Genomic DNA, 20,080 nt, shown 5'->3' with positions numbered 1-20,080 from the left:
AATCAATGTGTTTATGGGTCGCACATAGGCAACGGCATACTAACCGGATCCCCAAATTCCGCAGAACAATTCAGGCCGGCTATTCCGCCACTGCTGGAAAAGAAAAAGGTTGAGCGCTTCATCAGCCCTCAACCTTTCCGTACGAAATATTATTCGTCTTCCAGATAAGTATAACCGTATAAGCCGGTTTCAAATTCTTCAAGGAATTGCGCTTGCAGTTCAGGCGCGAGGTCGGTTCCTTTTACCTGATCGCGGAAACGGGACATCAGCACATTCGGGTCAAGTTGCACATATTCGAGCATATCGGCCACCGTGTTGCCTTCATCCGACTCTTCCAGCTCAACGGTACCGTCCTGGAACACGAACACATCCACCGTCGAGGTATCGCCGAATAGATTGTGCATATTGCCGAGAATTTCCTGATACGCTCCCACCATGAAGAACCCGAGCAACGGCGGGTTTTCAGGGTCGTACGGCGGCATCGGCATCGTCGTGGCCACACCATCGCCATCCACATAGTGATCGATGGTGCCGTCGGAATCACAGGTGATATCCAGCAGTACCGCACGGCGCTGCGGCGGCTTATCCAACCCTTCCAGCGGCAACACCGGGAACAACTGATCGATCCCCCAGGCATCCGGCATCGACTGGAACAGCGAGAAGTTGACGTACAACTTATCCGCCATACGTTCCTGCAATTCATCGATAATCGGCCGATGGGCGCGGTTACTCGGGTCGAGCTGCTGCTGAAGACGCTGGCAGATATTCAGGTAGAGTTGTTCCGCCTGCGCGCGCTGGGTCAAATCCAACATGCCGTGGGTATATTGCGTATGGACGTCGTTCAGGTCCATCTGGCTGTCGTGTAGCCATTCACGCAGCGAACGACGGTTACCCGGCTCCTGGATTTCCTGCCAGGTGCTCCATAAGCTTTCCAGCGCACGCGGCGCGTCTTCATCCGGCGCCACCGGTTCGCTGAACTCGTTGCGTTCCACCCCGATAATATTGGACACCAGTACGGTGTGATGCGCCGTTACCGCACGCCCGGATTCGGTGATCACCATCGGATGCGGCAAACCATACTCATTACAAGCGTCGCCGATACCCCAGATGACGTTGTTGGCGTATTCGTTCAGGCCATAGTTGACCGAACAGTCGGACTGGGAACGGGTTCCTTCATAATCCACGCCGAGCCCACCACCTACGTCAAAACACTGGATATTCACGCCCAGTTTGTGCAGTTCGACGTAAAAACGCGCCGATTCACGTACGCCGGTCGCGATATCACGGATATTCGCCAACTGCGATCCCAGATGGAAATGCAGCAGTTGCAGACTATCGAGACGGTTGGCATTGCGTAGCAATTCCACCAGTTGCAGTACCTGCGTCGCCGCCAGGCCAAACTTGGATTTCTCGCCGCCGCTGGACTGCCATTTGCCGGACCCCTGCGACGCCAGACGCGCACGCACGCCCAAGCGCGGCACCACGTTCAGGCGTTCGGCTTCTTCCAACACCAGCTTGATTTCCGACATCTTTTCGATGACCAGATACACCTTGTGGCCCAGCTTTTCACCGATCAGCGCCAGGCGAATATACTCGCGATCTTTATAGCCGTTGCAGACTATCACGGTGCGGGTCATGCCCGCATGACCGAGTACCGCCATCAGCTCGGCTTTGGAACCGGCTTCCAACCCCAGCGGCTCGCCGGAATTGATCAGCGACTCAATAACACGGCGATGTTGGTTAACTTTGATGGGATAAACCAGGAAATAACCGCCTTCATAGCCGAAGGATTCGCGCGCGCGTTTGAACGCCGCATTGATGGAGCGCAAGCGGTGCTGCAAAATCTGTGGGAAGCAAAACAGCGCAGGCAGGCGCTGATTGTCCTGCTGACGGGTTTTCACCAGCTTGGCCAGGTCGACGCGGGCTTCCGGCACGTCAGGGTCCGGACACACGCTAATATGTCCTAACTCATTGACGTCGTAATAATTATTACCCCACCAGGCAATGTTATAGGTTCTCAGCATCTCGCTGGCGTCGCGGTCATTCATGGCTACCTCCTGCATGGAGCGCAGATGATCGTGTTTACCCGCCGCTGACGAGTACGGTTGAATCATATCGTCAGACATGGCGATCCCCTTCTTCCACTTCTAGATGAATAATCACATTTTTTCCCGCAACAAATACCGGCGGCACGGCAAAAGCGTGCGACGCTGGCAGTGAAAAACCCGACGGGCAGTAGTATGCCGCCGTTTTATGACTCTTATTAGTGTAAAACACGATGTCAGACTCCGAGGTTCGGGTCGGTAAAAACCAGGGAAAACATCGCCAGGAAGAACGCAAACGCATTCACTGGCGCGGAGAAAAAAGCAGGTTAGCCAGCTCGGGAGTCCTGCGTTGCGCTGCGGGACAGGCAACTTCGGGCAAATGGCAGAAAGGATTGAGTCAGTGACGCAATGGCGTCAGAAGAAAAGCGCAGCGGGCGCAACTCACTCAATAAACAACGGATCATTAATCCTATCACCTCCACGCTCGCCGCATGATGTGCGGTCAGGCTATCACGAAAAACCATCAGGAAAACGGTCAGATAATCTCGGTCAGCCCGCTGTAGCCAGTACTCGCCTATGATTAACAATACGCTGATTAACAATACGCGCTGATTAACAATACGCGATGATTAACAATACGCGAGGCGCCGACTGTTGGAACCGCCCGAATAACGGGCAAAAAAACCGCCTGCCGTTTATACCTATCCGTACCCGGAAAAGCAAAATGAAAATGGTAAAAAAACCTATCATGTCGGCAAAAACTGCCGATGAACACGTTTGACCACTTTACGCGGCATAAAAACTGCTGGTATGGGGTTACACTGTGACCTAGAATAGACGTCCAGATGTTAATCCATCTATACCCGTCATACTTCAAGTTGCAGGTGCGTTGGCTTTCCTCGCTCACCCCGGTCACTTACTTGTGTAAGCTCCCAGGGATTCGCTGCGTCGCCGCGTTACAAGGCTCAATGAGCCTTGCCCTGCCGGGCCAACGCGTTGCGTTGTTCAACACGCGAGCGTGTTGTCCCGCAACTCGAATTATTTAGGCTATATACTGATTAACTGAATTATTGATTAACGGCTTTAGCTTATAAGGTAAAGAAACTCATGGCTAAACACCTTTTTACGTCCGAGTCGGTCTCCGAAGGACATCCTGATAAAATCGCTGACCAGATTTCCGACGCCGTCCTTGACGCGATTCTGGAGCAGGACCCCAAAGCGCGAGTCGCCTGCGAAACTTACGTAAAAACCGGTATGGTGTTAGTGGGTGGCGAAATCACCACCAGCGCCTGGGTGGATATCGAAGAGATCACTCGCCGTACCGTTCGCGACATTGGCTACGTCAACTCCGAGATGGGTTTTGACGCCAACTCTTGTGCGGTGCTGAGCGCCATCGGCAAACAGTCTCCAGACATTAATCAGGGCGTCGATCGTAAAGATCCGCTGGAGCAAGGTGCGGGCGACCAGGGCCTGATGTTCGGTTACGCCACCAACGAAACCGACGTGCTGATGCCGGCACCGATCACCTACGCACACCGTCTGGTACAGCGCCAGTCCGAAGTACGCAAAAACGGCACGCTGCCGTGGCTGCGCCCGGATGCCAAGAGCCAGGTGACCTTCGCCTACGACAACGGCAAAATCGTCGGCATCGACGCCGTGGTGCTGTCTACCCAGCATTCAGAATCCATCGGCCAGAAAGACCTGCAGGAAGCGGTGATGGAAGAGATCATCAAGCCGGTTCTGCCGTCTGAATGGCTCTCTGCCAATACCAAATACTTCATCAACCCGACCGGCCGTTTTGTTATCGGCGGACCGATGGGCGACTGCGGCCTGACCGGTCGTAAAATCATTGTTGATACCTACGGCGGCGCGGCGCGTCACGGCGGTGGCGCCTTCTCCGGCAAGGACCCATCCAAAGTGGACCGTTCCGCCGCCTACGCCGCACGTTATGTGGCGAAAAACATTGTGGCCGCCGGTCTGGCGGATCGCTGTGAAATTCAGGTGTCCTACGCTATCGGCGTGGCAGAACCGACTTCCATCATGGTGGAAACCTTCGGTACTGAGAAAATCGCCAGCGACCGTCTGGTCGAACTGGTGCGCCAGTTCTTCGATCTGCGCCCGTACGGCTTGATCCAGATGTTGGATCTGCTGCACCCGATTTACCAGCAGACCGCGGCTTACGGTCACTTTGGCCGTGCCGAATTCCCGTGGGAAAAAACCGACGTGGCGGAAAAACTGCGTGATGCCGCCGGCCTGAAATAATCGGCTCGTGGTATGACCGGCTCAACGGCGAAGCTTTGGCTTCGCCGTTTTTTATTGTTGAGCGATGGTAGGCAGGATTGCATCCGGCTCGCCCAGTCCGTAAGCTGCCAGCATGAACACACCACGACTCCCTATCGCCCTGCAACAGGCAGTGATGCGTTGCCTGCGGGAAAAACTTCAGCAGGCCAATACCGCATTAGGTAGCGATTATCCTGAGCCGGTCATCAACTACCAGCAACGCGGTTCCACGGCGGGCAGCGCCTGGCTCAAAGAGTGGGAAATCCGCCTTAATCCGGTACTGCTGCAGGAAAACCAACAGCCGTTTATCGATGAAGTCGTGCCGCATGAACTGGCGCACTTGTTGGTCTATGCCCGTTTTGGTAAAACCGCACCGCATGGCCGCGAATGGCGCTGGATGATGGAAAGCGTGTTGAACGTACCTGCCCGCCGGACTCACCAGTACGCGCTGGCGTCAGTGCAAGGCAAAACCTTCCCTTACCAGTGTGCCTGCCGCCGGCACGAACTCACCTTGCGCCGCCACAACCGGGTGGTTCGCGGCGAATCGGAATACCGCTGCCGCGCTTGTGGTGAACAGTTACACCCTCTCGTAACTCACTCTGTTTAAACCATAATTTTAGCGTTTCATGCTATTTTTTTTGCGTTTGCCTGCATGGTATTCTTCAGGTACGCTGCCCACTTTTAACCCTGCTGGTGATTCTGGAATATGCTTCGCAATCTTGTCGTTTTCGCAGTGTTGGGCGCAGGCCTGACGATACCGGCCCTTTGCGCCGCTCAGGACATCAATAACTTTACACAGGCTAAAGCCGCTGCGGTGAAAATCCATCAGGATGCGCCCGGCTCCTTTTATTGTGGCTGCAAGATCAACTGGCAGGGCAAAAAAGGGACGCCGGACCTGGCCTCCTGCGGCTATCAGGTGCGCAAAGACGCCAACCGCGCCAGCCGCATTGAATGGGAACATGTGGTACCGGCATGGCAATTCGGCCACCAACGGCAGTGCTGGCAGGATGGCGGGCGCAAAAATTGCACCAAAGACGATGTCTATCGTCAGATGGAAACCGACCTGCACAATCTGCAACCCTCGATTGGCGAAGTGAACGGCGATCGCGGCAACTTTATGTACAGCCAGTGGAATGGCGGCGAGCGTCAGTACGGCCAGTGCGAGATGAAGATTGATTTTAAAAATCAACTGGCAGAGCCGCCCGAACGTGCCCGCGGCGCTATCGCCCGCACCTACCTCTACATGCGCGATCGTTACAGCCTGAACCTGTCTCGCCAGCAAACCCAATTGTTCGATGCCTGGAATAAACAGTACCCGGTCACCGCCTGGGAATGCACCCGGGAAAAACGTATCGCCGCCGTACAGGGCAACCGCAACCCGTATGTGCAACAGGCTTGCCAGCCCTGATGCCGCTCCCTACTATAACGGCTTGTCTCTTAATCACCACCGTCGCCGGCGGTGGCTGACGCCTGCCGGGCTTTCGCCCCTTCGATTAACACCACCTAACTAAGGCCAGATTATTCATGCGAATACCGCGCATTTTTCATCCCGATACGCTTGCCCTGCTGGGGGGAGAGACGGATCTAAGCGAAGACGCCGCCAACCATGTTGGCCGGGTGCGTCGAATGAGCGCCGGGCAGGCATTGCAACTGTTCGACGGCAGCAACCAGGTATTTGACGCCGAGATTATCCAGGCCGGGAAAAAAAGCGTGCGGGTCCGTTACGCTGCCGGGCAGACCGAAAACCGGGAGTCACCGTTACACCTGCACCTGGGCCAGGTGATGTCTCGTGGTGAAAAGATGGAATTCACCATCCAAAAATCCATCGAACTGGGGGTGAATATTATTACCCCACTGCTATCCGAACGCTGCGGCATCAAACTGGACGGCGAACGACTGGAAAAGAAAATTTCACAATGGCAGAAAATCGCCATCGCCGCCTGTGAACAATGCGGCAGAAATCGCGTGCCGGAAATTCGTCCCGTACAAACGCTGGAAAGCTGGTGCGCGGAATCGGACAATGAGTTAAAACTGAACCTGCATCCACGAGCAACGCAAAGCATCAACACGCTGCCGTTGCCGGTATCACGCATCCGGTTGTTGATTGGCCCGGAAGGCGGGCTGTCGGCAGATGAAATCGCCATGACCGCAACCCAGGGGTTTACTGATATCCTGCTGGGGCCTCGCGTTCTGCGCACAGAAACCACCGCGCTCACCGCCATCACCGCGTTACAGGTACGGTTCGGCGATTTGGGGTAAAGGAGATAACAATGATTAAACTCGGTATCGTGATGGACCCGATTTCGTCCATCAATATCAAGAAAGACACCAGCTTTGCGATGTTGCAGGAAGCCCAACGTCGTGGCTGGGAAGTGCATTACATGGAAATGGGCGATCTCTACCTGCATGCAGGCGAAGCACGGGCTACCACCCGTATGCTGAGCGTCCAATACGACTACGACCATTGGTACGACTTCGGCGCGACTCAGGACATCGCCCTGCATGAGCTGGATGTGGTGCTGATGCGCAAAGACCCGCCGTTCGACACCGAATTCATCTACGCCACCTATATTCTGGAGCGGGCGGAAGAGAAAGGAACGCTCATCGTTAACAAACCGCAAAGCCTGCGTGACTGCAACGAGAAACTGTTCACCGCCTGGTTCCCGCAGTTAACGCCGGATACGCTGGTCACCCGCAATGCCGATCGGCTGCGCGCATTCCATCAGCGGCACAGCGACGTGATCCTCAAGCCGCTCGACGGCATGGGCGGGGCGTCGATTTTCCGTCTGAAACCGGAAGACGCCAATGTGTCGGTCATCATCGAAACACTCACTGAGCACGGCAACCGCTACTGCATGGCGCAAAACTATCTGCCCGCCATCAAAGACGGTGATAAGCGCGTGCTGGTAGTGGATGGCGAACCGGTGCCCTATTGTCTGGCGCGTATCCCGAAAAGCGGTGAAACCCGCGGGAATCTGGCGGCCGGCGGCCGTGGCGAAGCCCGTCCGCTCAGTGAAAGCGACTGGCAGATTGCCCGCACCATCGCACCGGTGCTAAAACAGAAAGGCCTGATCTTCGTCGGTCTGGACATCATTGGCGACCGTCTGACCGAAATCAACGTCACCAGCCCGACCTGCGTGCGTGAAATTGAAGCCGCTTATCCGGACGTTTCCATTACCGGCATGCTGATGGATGCCATTGAGCGCAGGCTAGCTCAGCGTTAACGATACACGGACCGTATCCCGGTCGGTGATGTAGCTCTACCCGGCTCGCAGTCTGACTGCGAGCCGGAAACATTCACTCCGACAGAGAAGCGATAATAAAGACGATGAATTTACAGCACCATTTTCTGATTGCGATGCCCTCTCTGCAGGACTCCGTGTTCAGGCGGACGGTAATTTACCTCTGCGAACACAATGAAGACGGCGCGATGGGACTTATCATCAACAAACCGATGGAACAGTTCACCGTCGAAAATATCCTCAAAAAACTCAAAATTACGCCCACTCCACGGGATATGGCGATTCGCCTCGATAAGCCGGTTTTTTCTGGTGGCCCGTTAGCGGACGATCGCGGCTTTATCCTGCACTCGCCGTGCCCGGGTTTTGCCTCCAGCATCAGCATCTCCGACGAAACCATGATAACGACGTCAAAAGATGTGCTGGAAACGCTGGGTACGCCGGAACAGCCGCGTAATACTCTGGTTGCCTTGGGTTATTCCGCCTGGGAAAGCGGCCAGTTGGAAAATGAACTGCTGGAAAACGCCTGGCTGACCGTACCGGCCGACCATCATCTGCTGTTCAATACACCGATTGCCGACCGCTGGCGCGCTGCCGCCAGAAAATTGGGCGTAGACATCCATAATATCGCCGCCGAAGCGGGGCATGCCTGATGGGAAATCGTACGTTGCTGGCCTTTGACTTCGGCACCCGTAGTATCGGCGTCGCCATCGGACAAGAGATTACCGGCACCGCCCGCCCGTTGACGTCGCTAAAAGCGCAGGACGGCATACCCGACTGGCAGAAAGTGGAGAAACTGCTCAACGAGTGGCAGCCGGCGCTGGTGATTGTCGGTCTACCGCTGAACATGGACGGCACCGAGCAACCGCTGACTGCCCGGGCACGCAAATTTTCCCAGCGTTTGCATGGCCGCTTCGGCGTCAATGTTGAACTGCACGACGAACGCCTCAGCACGGTGGAAGCACGAGCAGGCCTGTTTGAACGCGGCGGATTCAGAGCGCTGGACAAAGGCAGCGTCGATGCGGCTTCAGCCGTGATCATCCTGGAAAGCTGGTTCGAACAACAGCTCGCCCGGCCGCAGTAAATCCAACGTTTTGATTATCAACGCCACAAAGACTCAGGCCCGCATGAGCGGGCCTGAGTATGGCTTGCCGGCATGAATTTACGCGTCTGGATAGTCGCGCAGGAACCCTTCCAGATCTTCGACCATTGACGTGTTGCCGACAAAGAACGGCGCACGCTGATGCAATTTCTGCGGCACGATGTCCAGAATACGGTTTTTGCCGTCGCTGGCTTTACCGCCCGCTTGTTCAGCCAGAAACGCCATCGGGTTACATTCGTACAGCAAACGCAGTTTCCCTTCCGGGTAGCTGGCTGTGCTCGGATAGAGGTAAATCCCACCTTTCAACAGGTTACGGTGAAAATCCGCCACCAGAGAGCCGATATAGCGGGTGGTATACGGACGCTGCGTCGCTTCATCCTGTTCCTGACAATATTTGATGTACTTCTTCACGCCCAGCGGGAATTTAATGTAATTCCCTTCGTTGATGGAGTACATATTGCCTTTTTCCGGGAAGCGCACACGCTCGTGGGACAGGCAGAACACCCCCAGCGACGGATCATACGTGAAGGCATGCACGCCATGACCGGTAGTATATACCAGCATGGTGGACGATCCATACACAATGTAACCCGCAGCCACCTGCTTGTGGCCAGGCTGGAGGAAATCCTCTTCGCGTACCGGCATCCCCAGCGGAGTAATACGGCGGTAAATAGAGAAAATGGTTCCTACAGAGACGTTAACGTCGATATTGGAGGAACCGTCCAGCGGGTCCATCAATACCACGTATTTAGCATTTTCGGCGCGCTCACCATCGAAGATAACGATCTCGTCTTCTTCTTCGGAAGCAATCCCTGCTACCTCGCCTCGCGCTTTCAGCGCCGCTTTCAGCTTTTCATTGGCATACAGATCGAGTTTCATCTGCACTTCGCCCTGAACGTTGGAAACGCCGCTGGTGCCCAGAATATCCACCAGACCAGCCTTGTTGATGTCACGGTGGATAATCTTCGCGCCCAGCTTGATGGCCGACAGCAGTGCGGTCAGTTCACCAGTGGCGTGAGAGAAATCGTGCTGTTTTTCGACGATAAATTCGCCTAACGTTTTCATAACACTATTCCAGAATCTACGAATGAAAAGCGGTTTCATTTTTGTACCGCCAGCGTTTGCGTCTGCAGTGTAGCCCAAAGAGAAAGCGAGTACCTAGCAAATCCATTTCTTATGACGTATTCCAAGCGTTAGAATGGACGGCAGACTCTCTGAATATAGATGGAAAACGTATGCGTATTCATATTTTAGGAATCTGTGGCACCTTCATGGGAGGACTGGCGTTGCTGGCCCGATCGCAAGGACATCAGGTAACCGGTTCGGATGCTAACGTCTATCCGCCAATGAGTACCTTACTGGAAGAACAAGGAATTATCCTGATCCAGGGGTACGACCCCGCACAGTTGGATCCCGCTCCGGATCTGGTCATCATTGGCAATGCCATGACTCGCGGCAACCCTTGCGTTGAGGCGGTGCTGGAACAAAATATCCCGTATATGTCCGGCCCGCAATGGCTTCATGACCATGTGCTGCGCGAGCGCTGGGTCATCGCCGTCGCCGGCACCCACGGCAAAACCACGACGGCGGGCATGGTCACCTGGATTCTGGAAGATTGCGGCTACCAGCCGGGATTCGTCATTGGCGGCGTACCGGGCAACTTCACGGTTTCCGCACGTCTGGGCGACAGCCCGTTCTTCGTGGTGGAAGCAGACGAGTACGACTGCGCCTTCTTCGACAAGCGCTCCAAGTTCGTGCACTACAGCCCGCGCACGCTCATTCTGAATAATCTGGAATTTGACCACGCCGATATCTTTGACGATCTCAAAGCTATCCAGAAACAGTTCCATCATCTGGTGCGTCTGGTGCCGGGCAAAGGCCGCATTATCGTCCCGACTCACGACCTGCATTTGAAACAGGTGATGGGCATGGGATGCTGGAGCGAGCAGGAACTGGTGGGTGAAGAAGGTATCTGGAAAGCGAAAAAAGTCACCACCGACGCCAGTGTGTTTCAGGTGTACCTCAACGACCAGATAGTGGGGGAAGTCGCCTGGAATCTGGTGGGCGAACACAACATGCACAACGGCCTGATGGCAATCGCTGCGGCACGTCATGTCGGCGTCACACCGGCAGAAGCCTGTCGTGCGCTCGGCGGTTTCATTAACGCCCGTCGTCGGCTGGAACTACGCGGCACCGCACATGGTGTGTCTGTGTATGATGATTTTGCCCATCACCCAACCGCGATTCTCGCCACGCTGGCTGCCCTGCGCAGCAAAGTAGGAGGCACCGCACGGATTCTCGCAGTACTGGAGCCTCGTTCCAACACCATGAAAATGGGTCATTGCAAAAACGAGTTAGCACCGGCGTTGGGACGCGCTGACGGGGTGTTCCTGTTCCAGCCGCAGCACATTCCCTGGCAGGTCGCTGAAGTGGCCGACGCGTGTGTTCAACCCGCCTGGTGGAGCGCAGATATCGATACACTGGTGGAGATGATCAGCAAAACTGCGCAACCGGGCGATCATATTCTGGTCATGAGCAACGGCGGCTTCGGCAATATCCACAACAAACTGCTGGATGCGCTGAACGCCAAAGCACAAGCTGCCAGCAACGAAGACTGACGGAGTTATGGTTATGTGCGTCGCCGGCAACCGGCTTGCCGGCGAACAGATAGCAAAAAGGACGGGCCTGCCCGTCCTTTTTTCATACAGCAACCATGGTGATTAGGCGTCGAAAGGATCACGCAGGATCATGGTTTCTTCACGATCAGGGCCTGTGGAAATGATATCCACCGGCACACCGGTCACTTCTTCGATGCGTTTAATGTAGTTCAGCGCAGCCTGCGGCAACTTGCTGTACTCTTTCACACCAAAGGTGCTTTCAGACCAGCCCGGCAGCGTTTCATAAATCGGTTCGATACCTTCCCAGCCATCAGCCGCCAGTGGGGTCACATCCACATTGCGGCCATCCGGCATACGGTAACCAACGCAGATTTTCACTTCGTTCAGCCCATCCAGCACGTCGAGTTTGGTCAGGCAAAAACCGGACAGAGAGTTAATCTGCACCGCACGGCGCACGGCAACCGCATCCAGCCAGCCAGTACGGCGACGGCGGCCCGTGGTCGCGCCAAACTCGTTACCTTTCTGCGACAGATGTTCGCCAACCTCGTCAAACAGCTCGGTCGGGAACGGACCGGCACCAACACGCGTGGAGTAAGCTTTGACGATACCCAATACGTAATCTACGTAACGCGGGCCCAGACCGGAACCGGTCGCCACACCACCTGCGGTGGTATTGGAAGACGTCACGTACGGATAAGTACCGTGATCGATATCCAGCAGCGTACCCTGCGCCCCTTCAAACATGACGTAATCGCCACGTTGATGTGCTTTGTACAGCAAATCGGAAACATCCACTACCATGCCGGTCAGGATATCCGCGACAGCCAGCACGTCGTTCAATGTTTTCTGGTAATCCACCGCATCGGCTTTGTAGTAATGCACCAGCTGGAAATTATGGTATTCCATGATTTCTTTCAGCTTAATGGCAAAGCTTTCACGGTCGAATAGATCGCCGACACGCAGGCCACGGCGCGCCACTTTATCTTCATACGCTGGCCCGATACCACGGCCCGTCGTACCGATCGCCTTCGCGCCGCGCGCTTTTTCGCGGGCATTATCCAGCGCCACATGGTACGGCAGAATCAGCGGGCAGGCTTCGGAAAGCAACATACGCTCACGCACCGGCACGCCACGCGCTTCAAGTGCGGTCATTTCTTTCAGAAGCGCATCCGGCGCCAGCACAACACCGTTACCGATGATGCTGATGACATTCTCGCGCAGAATACCGGAGGGAATTAAATGGAGAACGGTTTTTTCACCGTTGATAACCAGCGTGTGACCAGCATTGTGACCGCCCTGGTAGCGCACAACATATTTGGCCCGTTCAGTCAGCAGGTCTACGACCTTGCCTTTACCTTCGTCACCCCATTGGGTGCCCAGTACGACAACGTTCTTACCCATCTCAAGAATCACCAGATTGGTTAAAAATGGATTCTAGCATCTCATCTTGCGGCTTTCAGTAGTTTTAGCACACGTTTGCGCACATTTTTAGCGGAAATTTCAACCGCCCGTCCGGCTACGCAACATGTAGTAGATCACGCATCCTGCAACCACAATACCACCGCCAAACCGGCGTAAAATATTGTCGGGTAACTTCGCCATGGTCAGGATCATCCGCCGCCAGATTCGAGGAAACAGCAACGGCCCCAAACCTTCCATGATCAACACTAACCCCAGCGCCAGCCAGATGCTCACATTCATAAAAAAACTCCAGACAGAAAAAAGCCCGTAAACACGGGCTTGATAGAGTAGCGATAAACAGCCTTAACGTGTAGAGAGGCTCTTTTCGGGCGATTTCATATAGCGGAAGAAATCACTGTCGGGGCTCAGCACCAGCACATCCTGATTGGTGCTGTTAAAGCTATTCTCATAAGCTCGTAAGCTACGAATAAAGCCATAGAAAGCCGGATCCTGACTGAATGCAACCGCAAACAGTTTGGCTGCTTCGCCATCGCCTTCGCCACGCATGATACGCCCCTGCCGCTCGGCTTCTGCCAGCGTACGGGTCACTTCATAGTCGGCCGCAGCCTTGATCTTCTCTGCCTGCTCTTGCCCCTGAGAACGATGACGACGCGCAACCGCTTCACGTTCGGCACGCATACGCTGGAAGATCGCATCCGATACTTCCGTCGGCAGGTTGATCTGTTTGATACGTACATCGATCACTTCGATCCCGAGCGCCGCCATGCTGTTAGGGTTAACCCGCGGCATATCGCCACTGGTTTCACGCTCTACCCGCGCTGCCGCAGAAGCGATGGCGTTATCCGCTTCGGTGGTTTCACCGGTACCGGCATTCAGTGCTTCACGAACATCGGACATCAACTGACCACGGGAGTCGGTCACGATACCCTTCACATCCAGACGACCGATCTCGGAACGCAAGCGGTCGCTGAACTTGCGTTTTAGCAACACTTCCGCCTGAGAGACATCGCCGCCGCCGGTAGCCAAATAGTAACGGCTGAAATCGCTGATACGCCATTTGATATAGGAATCGACGATCAGGTCTTTCTGCTCTTTGGTAATAAAGCGGTCAGCCTGGTTTTCCATCGTCTGGATGCGGGCATCCAGCATTTTTACCGATTCCAGAAAAGGGATCTTCACATGCAAACCGGGCAGATACACCAGCGGTTTGTTTTCGTTATCACGCAAGACCTTACCAAAGCGCATGACGATGCCGCGCTGACCTTCCTGTACCACAAACAGCGAGGCATAGACCACCAGCAGTAACAGGGCAAGAATAAAGAGGACTGACTTACGCATTGATTATTCTCTCCCTACGCGAATGATCTCGTCACGCTGCGCGTTGGCACGGCGCTGATCCATAATATTACCGTTGTTAACGGAAGAACGCGGCGCGTAGCCAACACCGCTATTGCCTGATGAAGTTGACGGCAAACGTAACGGCGCCGGATTCATCGCATTACCGCCTGTCGGCGCGTTAGTTGATACGCCGCCCTGACCACGCATCAGTTGATCAAGCGGCAGCACCATCAGGTTGTTGCTCTTGTCGCTTACCAGCACCTTGTTGGTGTGACTCAGTACGCGCTCCATCGTCTCGATATAGAGACGCTCGCGGGTAATTTCCGGCGCGGCCTTATATTCCGGCAACAGGCGCGAGAAACGGGACACTTCACCCTGCGCTTCCAGCACTGTACGATCTTTATAAGCGCGAGACTCTTCCAGAATTCGCTGCGCCTGACCATTAGCGCGCGGTTGAACTTCGTTCGCGTAAGCTTCTGCCTCACGGATATATTGCTGTTCGTTTTCACGCGCGGCAATGGCATCATCGAACGCCGCTTTGACTTCCTCCGGCGGACGCGCGGTCTGGAAGTTTACGTCCAGCAGGGTAATCCCCATATCATACGGACGCACGGTTTCTTCCAACACGCGTTGGGTATCGGTACGCACGATGGTACGTCCTTCGGTCAGGATTTTATCCATGGTGTACTTACCGATCACCCCGCGCAGCGCGCTATCGGTGGCCTGACGCAGGCTGTCGTCGGCATTCGTAACGCTAAACAGGTATTTATCCGGCTGAGTCACACGGTACTGGACGTTCATTTCCACGCGTACCACATTTTCGTCGGATGTCAGCATCACGCCAGATGTCGCCAGCTCACGGACGGACTCAACGTTGACGGCGCGCACCGAATCGACAAAGGTCGGTTTCCAGTTCAGGCCAGGCCCCACCAAGTGGCTGAATTTACCAAAACGGGTAACGACACCACGCTCGGCTTCTTTGATGGTATAGAAGCCACTGACTCCCCACACCACCAGAGCTGCGGCCACGACCAACCCCAGAATACGGCTACCATTGCCGTTACCCTGCGAGCCTGTACCGGCGCCAGACGGTTTGCCACCCAGTTCGCCGAGTTTCTTACTCAGCTTACGGAATATATCGTCGAGGTCAGGCGGCCCCTGATCACGTCCACCTTTATTATTTCCGCCAGAGTTGCCGCTATTGTTATTGCTGCTCCCCCACGGGTCGCGGTCCTGTCCGTTGTTACCGGGCTGATTCCACGCCATGTTTAGCTCCATTCATTATGATAGGTATTTTTCGGGGTCAATGTCCCAGAGTTATGAGACTGTCTGTGTTGATGAGACAATATAATCCTGCAATTTTTGCTCCTGTTTGCACAGGCGCCGCCAGTCGATAATGGGCATTCTGACCACCAACCCTACGCTGCCGTCTTCTTCAATCCACTCTTTTTCTATTGCCTGAAGCTGATAAAAACGACTTCTCAGACGCCCGGCATGCGGAGGAAGATGCAGAGAATAATGCGCAATCTCTCCGGACAATCGTTCGGTCAACGCCTGAAGTAATAATGGGATTCCTTCCCCGGTTTGAGCAGAAAGCCAGACCCTGACAGGGCGGTTTTCTTCATCACGGTCGATACGCGGCGCAATATTTTCCAGTTGGTCAATCTTATTCATGACCAACAAAAATGGAATGTCGTCCGCTTCGATTTCAGCCAACACCTCGTTCACGGCATCGATATTTTCATCGACGCGCGCATCGGAGGCATCGACAACATGCAGTAATAACGTGGCTTCGCGGGTTTCCTGTAGCGTCGCCTTGAACGCCGCCACCAGGTCATGCGGCAAGTCGCGGATAAATCCAACCGTATCGGCCAGTACAGTATCGCCGACATCATCAACATCAATGCGGCGTAACGTCGGATCCAGCGTGGCAAAAAGCTGGTCTGCGGCATAGACATCCGCGGATGTCATACGATTGAACAACGTCGATTTACCGGCGTTAGTGTACCCTACCAGCGAAACAGTGGGGACTTCGGCACGCGTGCGGGCGCGACGGCCTTGTTCACGTTGTTTTTCCACCCGCTCAAGACGCGACAAAATCTGACTAATACGGTTGCGCAGCAAACGCCGGTCGGTTTCCAACTGGGTTTCGCCCGGCCCACGCAGACCGATACCGCCTTTTTGGCGCTCAAGGTGGGTCCAGCCGCGCACCAGACGGGTCGCCAGATGACGCAATTGCGCCAGTTCAACCTGCAGTTTCCCCTCATGGGTACGGGCGCGCTGGGCAAAGATATCCAGAATCAACCCGGTGCGGTCGATCACCCGGCATTCACACAACCGCTCAAGATTACGCTCTTGCGCCGGCGTCAACGCATGATTGAACAATACGACAAAGGCACCGGTCTCTTTCACCGCCTGGGCGATCTCTTCCGCCTTGCCCTCGCCGACAAAATATTTGGAGTGCGGCGCTTTACGGCTGCCGGTAACCACCTGCAACGCGTCTATTCCGGCTGAAGACACCAGCGACTCGAACTCCAGCAGGTCTTCAGTATCTTTCTCTTGCGAAAAATAAATATGAACTAGTATGGCCTGTTCACCGGCTTCATAACGGTCAAACAACCGGGCACCCTCTTAGAAAAAAGCGACCACGGCAGTGAAAGCGACTGAAATCAGCACTTTTCCTGCCGTGGTAAACGGGTAAGGACGCGTTATTCAGCGTCATCACTTTCCTGCTGCGGCTGCTGCGCAGCCTGATTGTTGGCATGGTAGTTATTTGAGCCAGGATTATTACTATGATGCGACACCGGGCGAGAAGGAACTACCGTTGAAATGGCGTGTTTGTACACCATCTGACTAACCGTGTTTTTCAGCAGAATCACAAACTGATCGAAAGACTCAATCTGGCCTTGCAGTTTGATGCCGTTAACCAAATAAATCGAAACCGGAACACGTTCACGACGCAAAGCGTTCAAGAACGGATCTTGCAAAGATTGCCCCTTAGCCATTCTATATTTTCCTTATTTGCTTGTTGTTTGTAACAAAGAACCCTGCGGCCCTAAAATAACGTTATAAAAATTTGTGCCGAGAATCAGTCAATTGTAGACACAGGCAATTGTACACAATCGCCTAACCTATGCACTAACAACCTGAATCACCGTGCGTAACGCTTCTACAGGCTGGTCGCTGTCAAGCCAGCGAACCTCTTCCCAACCGCGCAACCAGGTCATCTGGCGCTTTGCCAGTTGCCGGGTGGCGCAGATGCCACGATACACCATCTCATCGTAATCTATCTCGCCTGATAAATATGACCACATCTGGCGATATCCAACACAACGAATCGACGGCAACGCAGGATTCAGATCCGGTCGGGCAAACAACGCCCGGGCCTCTGCTTCAAAACCTGATTCCAACATCTGCCTGAAACGCAACGCTATCCGCTCATGCAACAATTCACGCGTTGCCGGAGCAATCGCAAACTGATGAACACGGTAGGGCAACGCTTCCCCGGATGTCTTTGTCAACTCAGTTAAAGTGTTACCTGAAACGAAAAAAACTTCCAGTGCCCGAGACAGTCTCTGCGGATCATTTGGATGAATCCGAGCCGCCGCCACCGGATCGATGACACTTAACTGGCGATGTAACGCTTCCCATCCCTCGTTACGCGCACGCTGTTCGATTTCCTGCCGTACCCGCGCATCCGCCGACGGCAGTGGCGACAACCCTTCCAGCAGCGCTTTGAAATACAACATCGTCCCGCCCACCAGCAACGGAATACGCCCGGCTGCGGTGACCTCCGCCATCGCCTGCAACGCATCACGTCGAAAATCGGCTGCAGAATAGGCCTCTGCCGGGTCAAGGATATCAAGCAGGCGATGCGGGGCTCGCACCAGCTCTTCCTGACTGGGTTTCGCCGTACCGATATCCATACCACGATAAATCAGCGCCGAATCTACGCTAATCAACTCAACGGGAAGATGCTCGCGCAACGCCATCGCCAGCGCGGTTTTCCCGGACGCTGTCGGCCCCATGATAAAAATGGCCGGCGGATGTTGCGCCGTTTCAAACTCATTCATGCTTTAACGCCCTGACGGCAGATTCAATATCCATCACATATAACAATTCTGACGGCGGCGTTTTCACCAACAACGGACATAAACGTTCCACATCGGATAGCAACTGTACCGCCTGAGCCAGCGTCCAGTTTTCACGTTCGCTACCGAGTTGCCCGGCTATCCACGCCGCCACTGCATCAGGCTTCACGTCATGGGAATCAGCGAGATAGCCTAGCAGGTCAGAAATCAAGTTTTGTAAATTTTGTTGTCTCAATGGTAAAGGTACCGCCCGCAACGTAGCGCGCGGCGGCGATAGCTCCACCTCGATGCCCATAAGCGTCAACAACGGCAATTGTTGCTGCATAACCACCATTTCGGATGCGTCAAGCATCAGCCGTTGCGGGATCAACAGCGGTTGGGGCCGCAATCCTTCACCACTCGCCGATGGCGTCAATTGCGCCTGACGAAGGTAACGCTCCGCCACGGTCAACGACAATAACGCCAGCCCCTGACGATACTCCACCAACGCATAAGCCGGCGGATACACCGCCAGCACCCGCCCCAGCCCCAATGCATGGCTCTCCAACGGGAGAGATTCGGCGGCGACCGCCGTTTTTTCCGGCGTCTCGCGCCGTACCGCCGGCGAATCTTTTGCGGGTGAATCTTTTGCGGGCGAAGTATCGCGGGCGACGCTGTGTGGTCGTGAAGATTCAGTATGCAGCAACTGTTGGTACAGTTCGCCCTGTTTCTTTTGGTAGCCGGTCGTTTGCGTTCTCGGCGGCGGCGGCTCACGCGCCTGTCGCCCGGCTGCCCCCGCCGTCTTCGCCGGAGGCGCCGCTTCAGGCATGTCCTGCCTCTGGACAGCCGGTCGGGCAAAATGGTTTTCACCTGCGGCGATGCGGTTTTCCTGCTGCCATGTCGCCGCCGCCGCTTGAGCATCGCCGACGCCACTCAGGCGCGGCGACGCCGCCTGCTGCAGCACCGTCATTACCGCCTGATAGATAAAGTCATGCACCAGCCGGGCTTGATGGAAGCGCACCTCATGCTTGGCAGGATGCACGTTGACATCCACCTGGTGAGGGTCGACCTCCAGATACAACACATAAGCCGGCTGTTGCTCATCACGTAACTGATCCTGATACGCCTGACGAATCGCATGATTAATCAAACGATCACGCATCATGCGTTGGTTGACATAGCAGTACTGCATTTCAGGTAACTGGCGCGATCCGACCGGGTCGGCCACCCAGCCATGAATATTCAGATCGCCATGCTGCCAGGAAACCGCCAGCGCATGCTGCAAAAACGCCGCGCCGCAGATGCTGCCGAGCCGCCGCTCACGCTGAGCAGGTTCCGACACCGCACGATATTGCCGAATCAGCTTACCGTTGTGATGCAAGGTGATCGCCACATCGAAGCGCGCCAGCGCAATACGCCGCACCACCTCATCGATATGCATGAACTCTGTTTTTTCAGTGCGCAGAAATTTGCGTCTGGCCGGCGTGTTGTAAAACAGATCGAGCACTTCCAACGTCGTCCCAACCGGATGTGCCGCCGGTTTAACGGTCACCGCCATCTCGCGCCCTTCCGCATAGGCCTGCCACGCTTCTGCCTGCGCTTCTGTACGGGAAGTGAGCGTCAGACGCGAGACCGAACTGATACTGGCCAAGGCTTCTCCGCGAAACCCCAGACTGACAATCGCTTCCAGATCATCAAGCGTCGCGATCTTACTGGTGGCATGTCGTGCCAGCGCCAGCGCCAGATCGGCCTTCCCAATACCACAACCGTTGTCCCGAATACGAATCAGCTTCGCGCCGCCACGTTCGATGTCGATATCGATTCGCGTCGCACCGGCATCCAGACTATTTTCCACCAGCTCTTTGACGACGGAAGCGGGCCGCTCTACCACCTCGCCGGCAGCGATTTGGTTCGCCAACTGGGGTGGCAATACCTGAATCGGCATGGATTCTCCTCGTTTCCTCAG

18 protein-coding genes are annotated in these 20,080 nt (G+C 55.0%); 8 read left to right on the top strand and 10 right to left on the bottom strand.

Annotated elements, in window-relative coordinates:
* Positions 1-149: 149 nt before the first annotated feature.
* A complete protein-coding gene (speA, locus tag DCH402_RS02540) occupies positions 150-2,126 on the bottom strand; it encodes a biosynthetic arginine decarboxylase (protein WP_039999493.1) in 1,977 nt (658 codons plus the stop codon).
* Positions 2,127-3,152: 1,026 nt separating this feature from the next.
* Here speA and metK point away from each other — a divergent pair.
* From metK to ruvX, 7 genes are all read left to right on the top strand, one after another.
* Positions 3,153-4,307, top strand: coding sequence for a methionine adenosyltransferase (gene metK, locus DCH402_RS02535; RefSeq protein WP_039999491.1), 1,155 nt, complete (start codon positions 3,153-3,155; stop codon positions 4,305-4,307).
* Between the two features lie 112 nt (positions 4,308-4,419).
* A complete protein-coding gene (locus DCH402_RS02530) occupies positions 4,420-4,932 on the top strand; it encodes a SprT family zinc-dependent metalloprotease (RefSeq protein WP_039999489.1) in 513 nt (170 codons plus the stop codon).
* Between the two features lie 99 nt (positions 4,933-5,031).
* Complete coding sequence (gene endA, locus DCH402_RS02525) at positions 5,032-5,733, top strand: deoxyribonuclease I (RefSeq protein WP_039999487.1); 702 nt, start codon at positions 5,032-5,034, stop codon at positions 5,731-5,733.
* Positions 5,734-5,849: 116 nt separating this feature from the next.
* The gene (gene rsmE, locus DCH402_RS02520; RefSeq protein ID WP_039999485.1) at positions 5,850-6,584 is read left to right on the top strand and encodes a 16S rRNA (uracil(1498)-N(3))-methyltransferase; all 735 of its coding nucleotides are present in this window, start codon (positions 5,850-5,852) and stop codon (positions 6,582-6,584) included.
* An 11-nt stretch (positions 6,585-6,595) separates the two neighbouring features.
* Complete coding sequence (gshB, locus tag DCH402_RS02515; protein ID WP_039999483.1) at positions 6,596-7,549, top strand: glutathione synthase; 954 nt, start codon at positions 6,596-6,598, stop codon at positions 7,547-7,549.
* Between the two features lie 104 nt (positions 7,550-7,653).
* A complete protein-coding gene (locus DCH402_RS02510) occupies positions 7,654-8,217 on the top strand; it encodes a YqgE/AlgH family protein (protein ID WP_012768266.1) in 564 nt (187 codons plus the stop codon).
* Positions 8,217-8,648, top strand: a complete 432-nt coding sequence (gene ruvX / locus DCH402_RS02505; protein ID WP_039999481.1) for a Holliday junction resolvase RuvX — start codon at positions 8,217-8,219, stop codon at positions 8,646-8,648. The genes DCH402_RS02510 and ruvX overlap by 1 nt, the downstream gene beginning before the upstream one ends.
* A gap of 78 nt (positions 8,649-8,726) precedes the next feature.
* Here ruvX and fbp read toward each other — a convergent pair whose 3' ends face one another.
* Positions 8,727-9,731, bottom strand: coding sequence for a class 1 fructose-bisphosphatase (fbp, locus tag DCH402_RS02500; RefSeq protein ID WP_039999479.1), 1,005 nt, complete (start codon positions 9,729-9,731; stop codon positions 8,727-8,729).
* Between the two features lie 170 nt (positions 9,732-9,901).
* On the opposite strand from fbp, the gene mpl reads away from it, so the two are divergent.
* Complete coding sequence (mpl, locus tag DCH402_RS02495) at positions 9,902-11,284, top strand: UDP-N-acetylmuramate:L-alanyl-gamma-D-glutamyl-meso-diaminopimelate ligase (RefSeq protein ID WP_039999477.1); 1,383 nt, start codon at positions 9,902-9,904, stop codon at positions 11,282-11,284.
* Between the two features lie 102 nt (positions 11,285-11,386).
* Here the strand turns inward: mpl and DCH402_RS02490 are convergent, their stop codons facing one another.
* The 8 genes from DCH402_RS02490 to mutL form a co-directional block, all read right to left on the bottom strand.
* Positions 11,387-12,685, bottom strand: a complete 1,299-nt coding sequence (locus tag DCH402_RS02490; RefSeq protein WP_039999475.1) for an adenylosuccinate synthase — start codon at positions 12,683-12,685, stop codon at positions 11,387-11,389.
* Between the two features lie 99 nt (positions 12,686-12,784).
* A complete protein-coding gene (locus DCH402_RS02485) occupies positions 12,785-12,985 on the bottom strand; it encodes a DUF2065 domain-containing protein (protein WP_012768261.1) in 201 nt (66 codons plus the stop codon).
* A 63-nt stretch (positions 12,986-13,048) separates the two neighbouring features.
* Positions 13,049-14,044, bottom strand: coding sequence for a protease modulator HflC (hflC, locus tag DCH402_RS02480; protein WP_039999473.1), 996 nt, complete (start codon positions 14,042-14,044; stop codon positions 13,049-13,051).
* Positions 14,045-14,047: 3 nt separating this feature from the next.
* Positions 14,048-15,310, bottom strand: a complete 1,263-nt coding sequence (gene hflK, locus DCH402_RS02475) for an FtsH protease activity modulator HflK (protein WP_039999472.1) — start codon at positions 15,308-15,310, stop codon at positions 14,048-14,050.
* Positions 15,311-15,361: 51 nt separating this feature from the next.
* Positions 15,362-16,663 carry a ribosome rescue GTPase HflX gene (gene hflX, locus DCH402_RS02470; protein ID WP_039999471.1) on the bottom strand — a complete coding sequence of 434 codons (1,302 nt, stop codon included), beginning with the start codon at positions 16,661-16,663 and terminating at the stop codon, positions 15,362-15,364.
* A gap of 89 nt (positions 16,664-16,752) precedes the next feature.
* The gene (gene hfq / locus DCH402_RS02465) at positions 16,753-17,049 is read right to left on the bottom strand and encodes an RNA chaperone Hfq (RefSeq protein WP_039999470.1); all 297 of its coding nucleotides are present in this window, start codon (positions 17,047-17,049) and stop codon (positions 16,753-16,755) included.
* A gap of 126 nt (positions 17,050-17,175) precedes the next feature.
* On the bottom strand, positions 17,176-18,117 hold the full coding sequence (gene miaA, locus DCH402_RS02460) for a tRNA (adenosine(37)-N6)-dimethylallyltransferase MiaA (RefSeq protein ID WP_039999469.1): 942 nt from the start codon (positions 18,115-18,117) through the stop codon (positions 17,176-17,178).
* Positions 18,110-20,059, bottom strand: coding sequence for a DNA mismatch repair endonuclease MutL (gene mutL, locus DCH402_RS02455; protein WP_039999468.1), 1,950 nt, complete (start codon positions 20,057-20,059; stop codon positions 18,110-18,112). Before mutL ends, miaA begins: the two co-directional genes overlap by 8 nt.
* Positions 20,060-20,080 lie beyond the last annotated feature (21 nt).

It is taken from the genome of Dickeya chrysanthemi NCPPB 402 (assembly GCF_000406105.1).
In the GTDB taxonomy this organism is placed as follows: Bacteria; Pseudomonadota; Gammaproteobacteria; order Enterobacterales; family Enterobacteriaceae; genus Dickeya; species Dickeya chrysanthemi.
This window is presented reverse-complemented; position numbering and strand designations above follow the sequence as displayed.

What these genes read in the sequence shown, in the direction of transcription:
- speA (WP_039999493.1), bottom strand. Translation starts at nt 2,126, where the DNA reads ATGTCTGACGATATGATTCAACCGTACTCGTCAGCGGCGGGTAAACAC.
- metK (WP_039999491.1), top strand. Translation starts at nt 3,153, where the DNA reads ATGGCTAAACACCTTTTTACGTCCGAGTCGGTCTCCGAAGGACATCCT.
- DCH402_RS02530 (WP_039999489.1), top strand. Translation starts at nt 4,420, where the DNA reads ATGAACACACCACGACTCCCTATCGCCCTGCAACAGGCAGTGATGCGT.
- endA (WP_039999487.1), top strand. Translation starts at nt 5,032, where the DNA reads ATGCTTCGCAATCTTGTCGTTTTCGCAGTGTTGGGCGCAGGCCTGACG.
- rsmE (WP_039999485.1), top strand. Translation starts at nt 5,850, where the DNA reads ATGCGAATACCGCGCATTTTTCATCCCGATACGCTTGCCCTGCTGGGG.
- gshB (WP_039999483.1), top strand. Translation starts at nt 6,596, where the DNA reads ATGATTAAACTCGGTATCGTGATGGACCCGATTTCGTCCATCAATATC.
- DCH402_RS02510 (WP_012768266.1), top strand. Translation starts at nt 7,654, where the DNA reads ATGAATTTACAGCACCATTTTCTGATTGCGATGCCCTCTCTGCAGGAC.
- ruvX (WP_039999481.1), top strand. Translation starts at nt 8,217, where the DNA reads ATGGGAAATCGTACGTTGCTGGCCTTTGACTTCGGCACCCGTAGTATC.
- fbp (WP_039999479.1), bottom strand. Translation starts at nt 9,731, where the DNA reads ATGAAAACGTTAGGCGAATTTATCGTCGAAAAACAGCACGATTTCTCT.
- mpl (WP_039999477.1), top strand. Translation starts at nt 9,902, where the DNA reads ATGCGTATTCATATTTTAGGAATCTGTGGCACCTTCATGGGAGGACTG.
- DCH402_RS02490 (WP_039999475.1), bottom strand. Translation starts at nt 12,685, where the DNA reads ATGGGTAAGAACGTTGTCGTACTGGGCACCCAATGGGGTGACGAAGGT.
- DCH402_RS02485 (WP_012768261.1), bottom strand. Translation starts at nt 12,985, where the DNA reads ATGAATGTGAGCATCTGGCTGGCGCTGGGGTTAGTGTTGATCATGGAA.
- hflC (WP_039999473.1), bottom strand. Translation starts at nt 14,044, where the DNA reads ATGCGTAAGTCAGTCCTCTTTATTCTTGCCCTGTTACTGCTGGTGGTC.
- hflK (WP_039999472.1), bottom strand. Translation starts at nt 15,310, where the DNA reads ATGGCGTGGAATCAGCCCGGTAACAACGGACAGGACCGCGACCCGTGG.
- hfq (WP_039999470.1), bottom strand. Translation starts at nt 17,049, where the DNA reads ATGGCTAAGGGGCAATCTTTGCAAGATCCGTTCTTGAACGCTTTGCGT.
- miaA (WP_039999469.1), bottom strand. Translation starts at nt 18,117, where the DNA reads ATGAATGAGTTTGAAACGGCGCAACATCCGCCGGCCATTTTTATCATG.
- mutL (WP_039999468.1), bottom strand. Translation starts at nt 20,059, where the DNA reads ATGCCGATTCAGGTATTGCCACCCCAGTTGGCGAACCAAATCGCTGCC.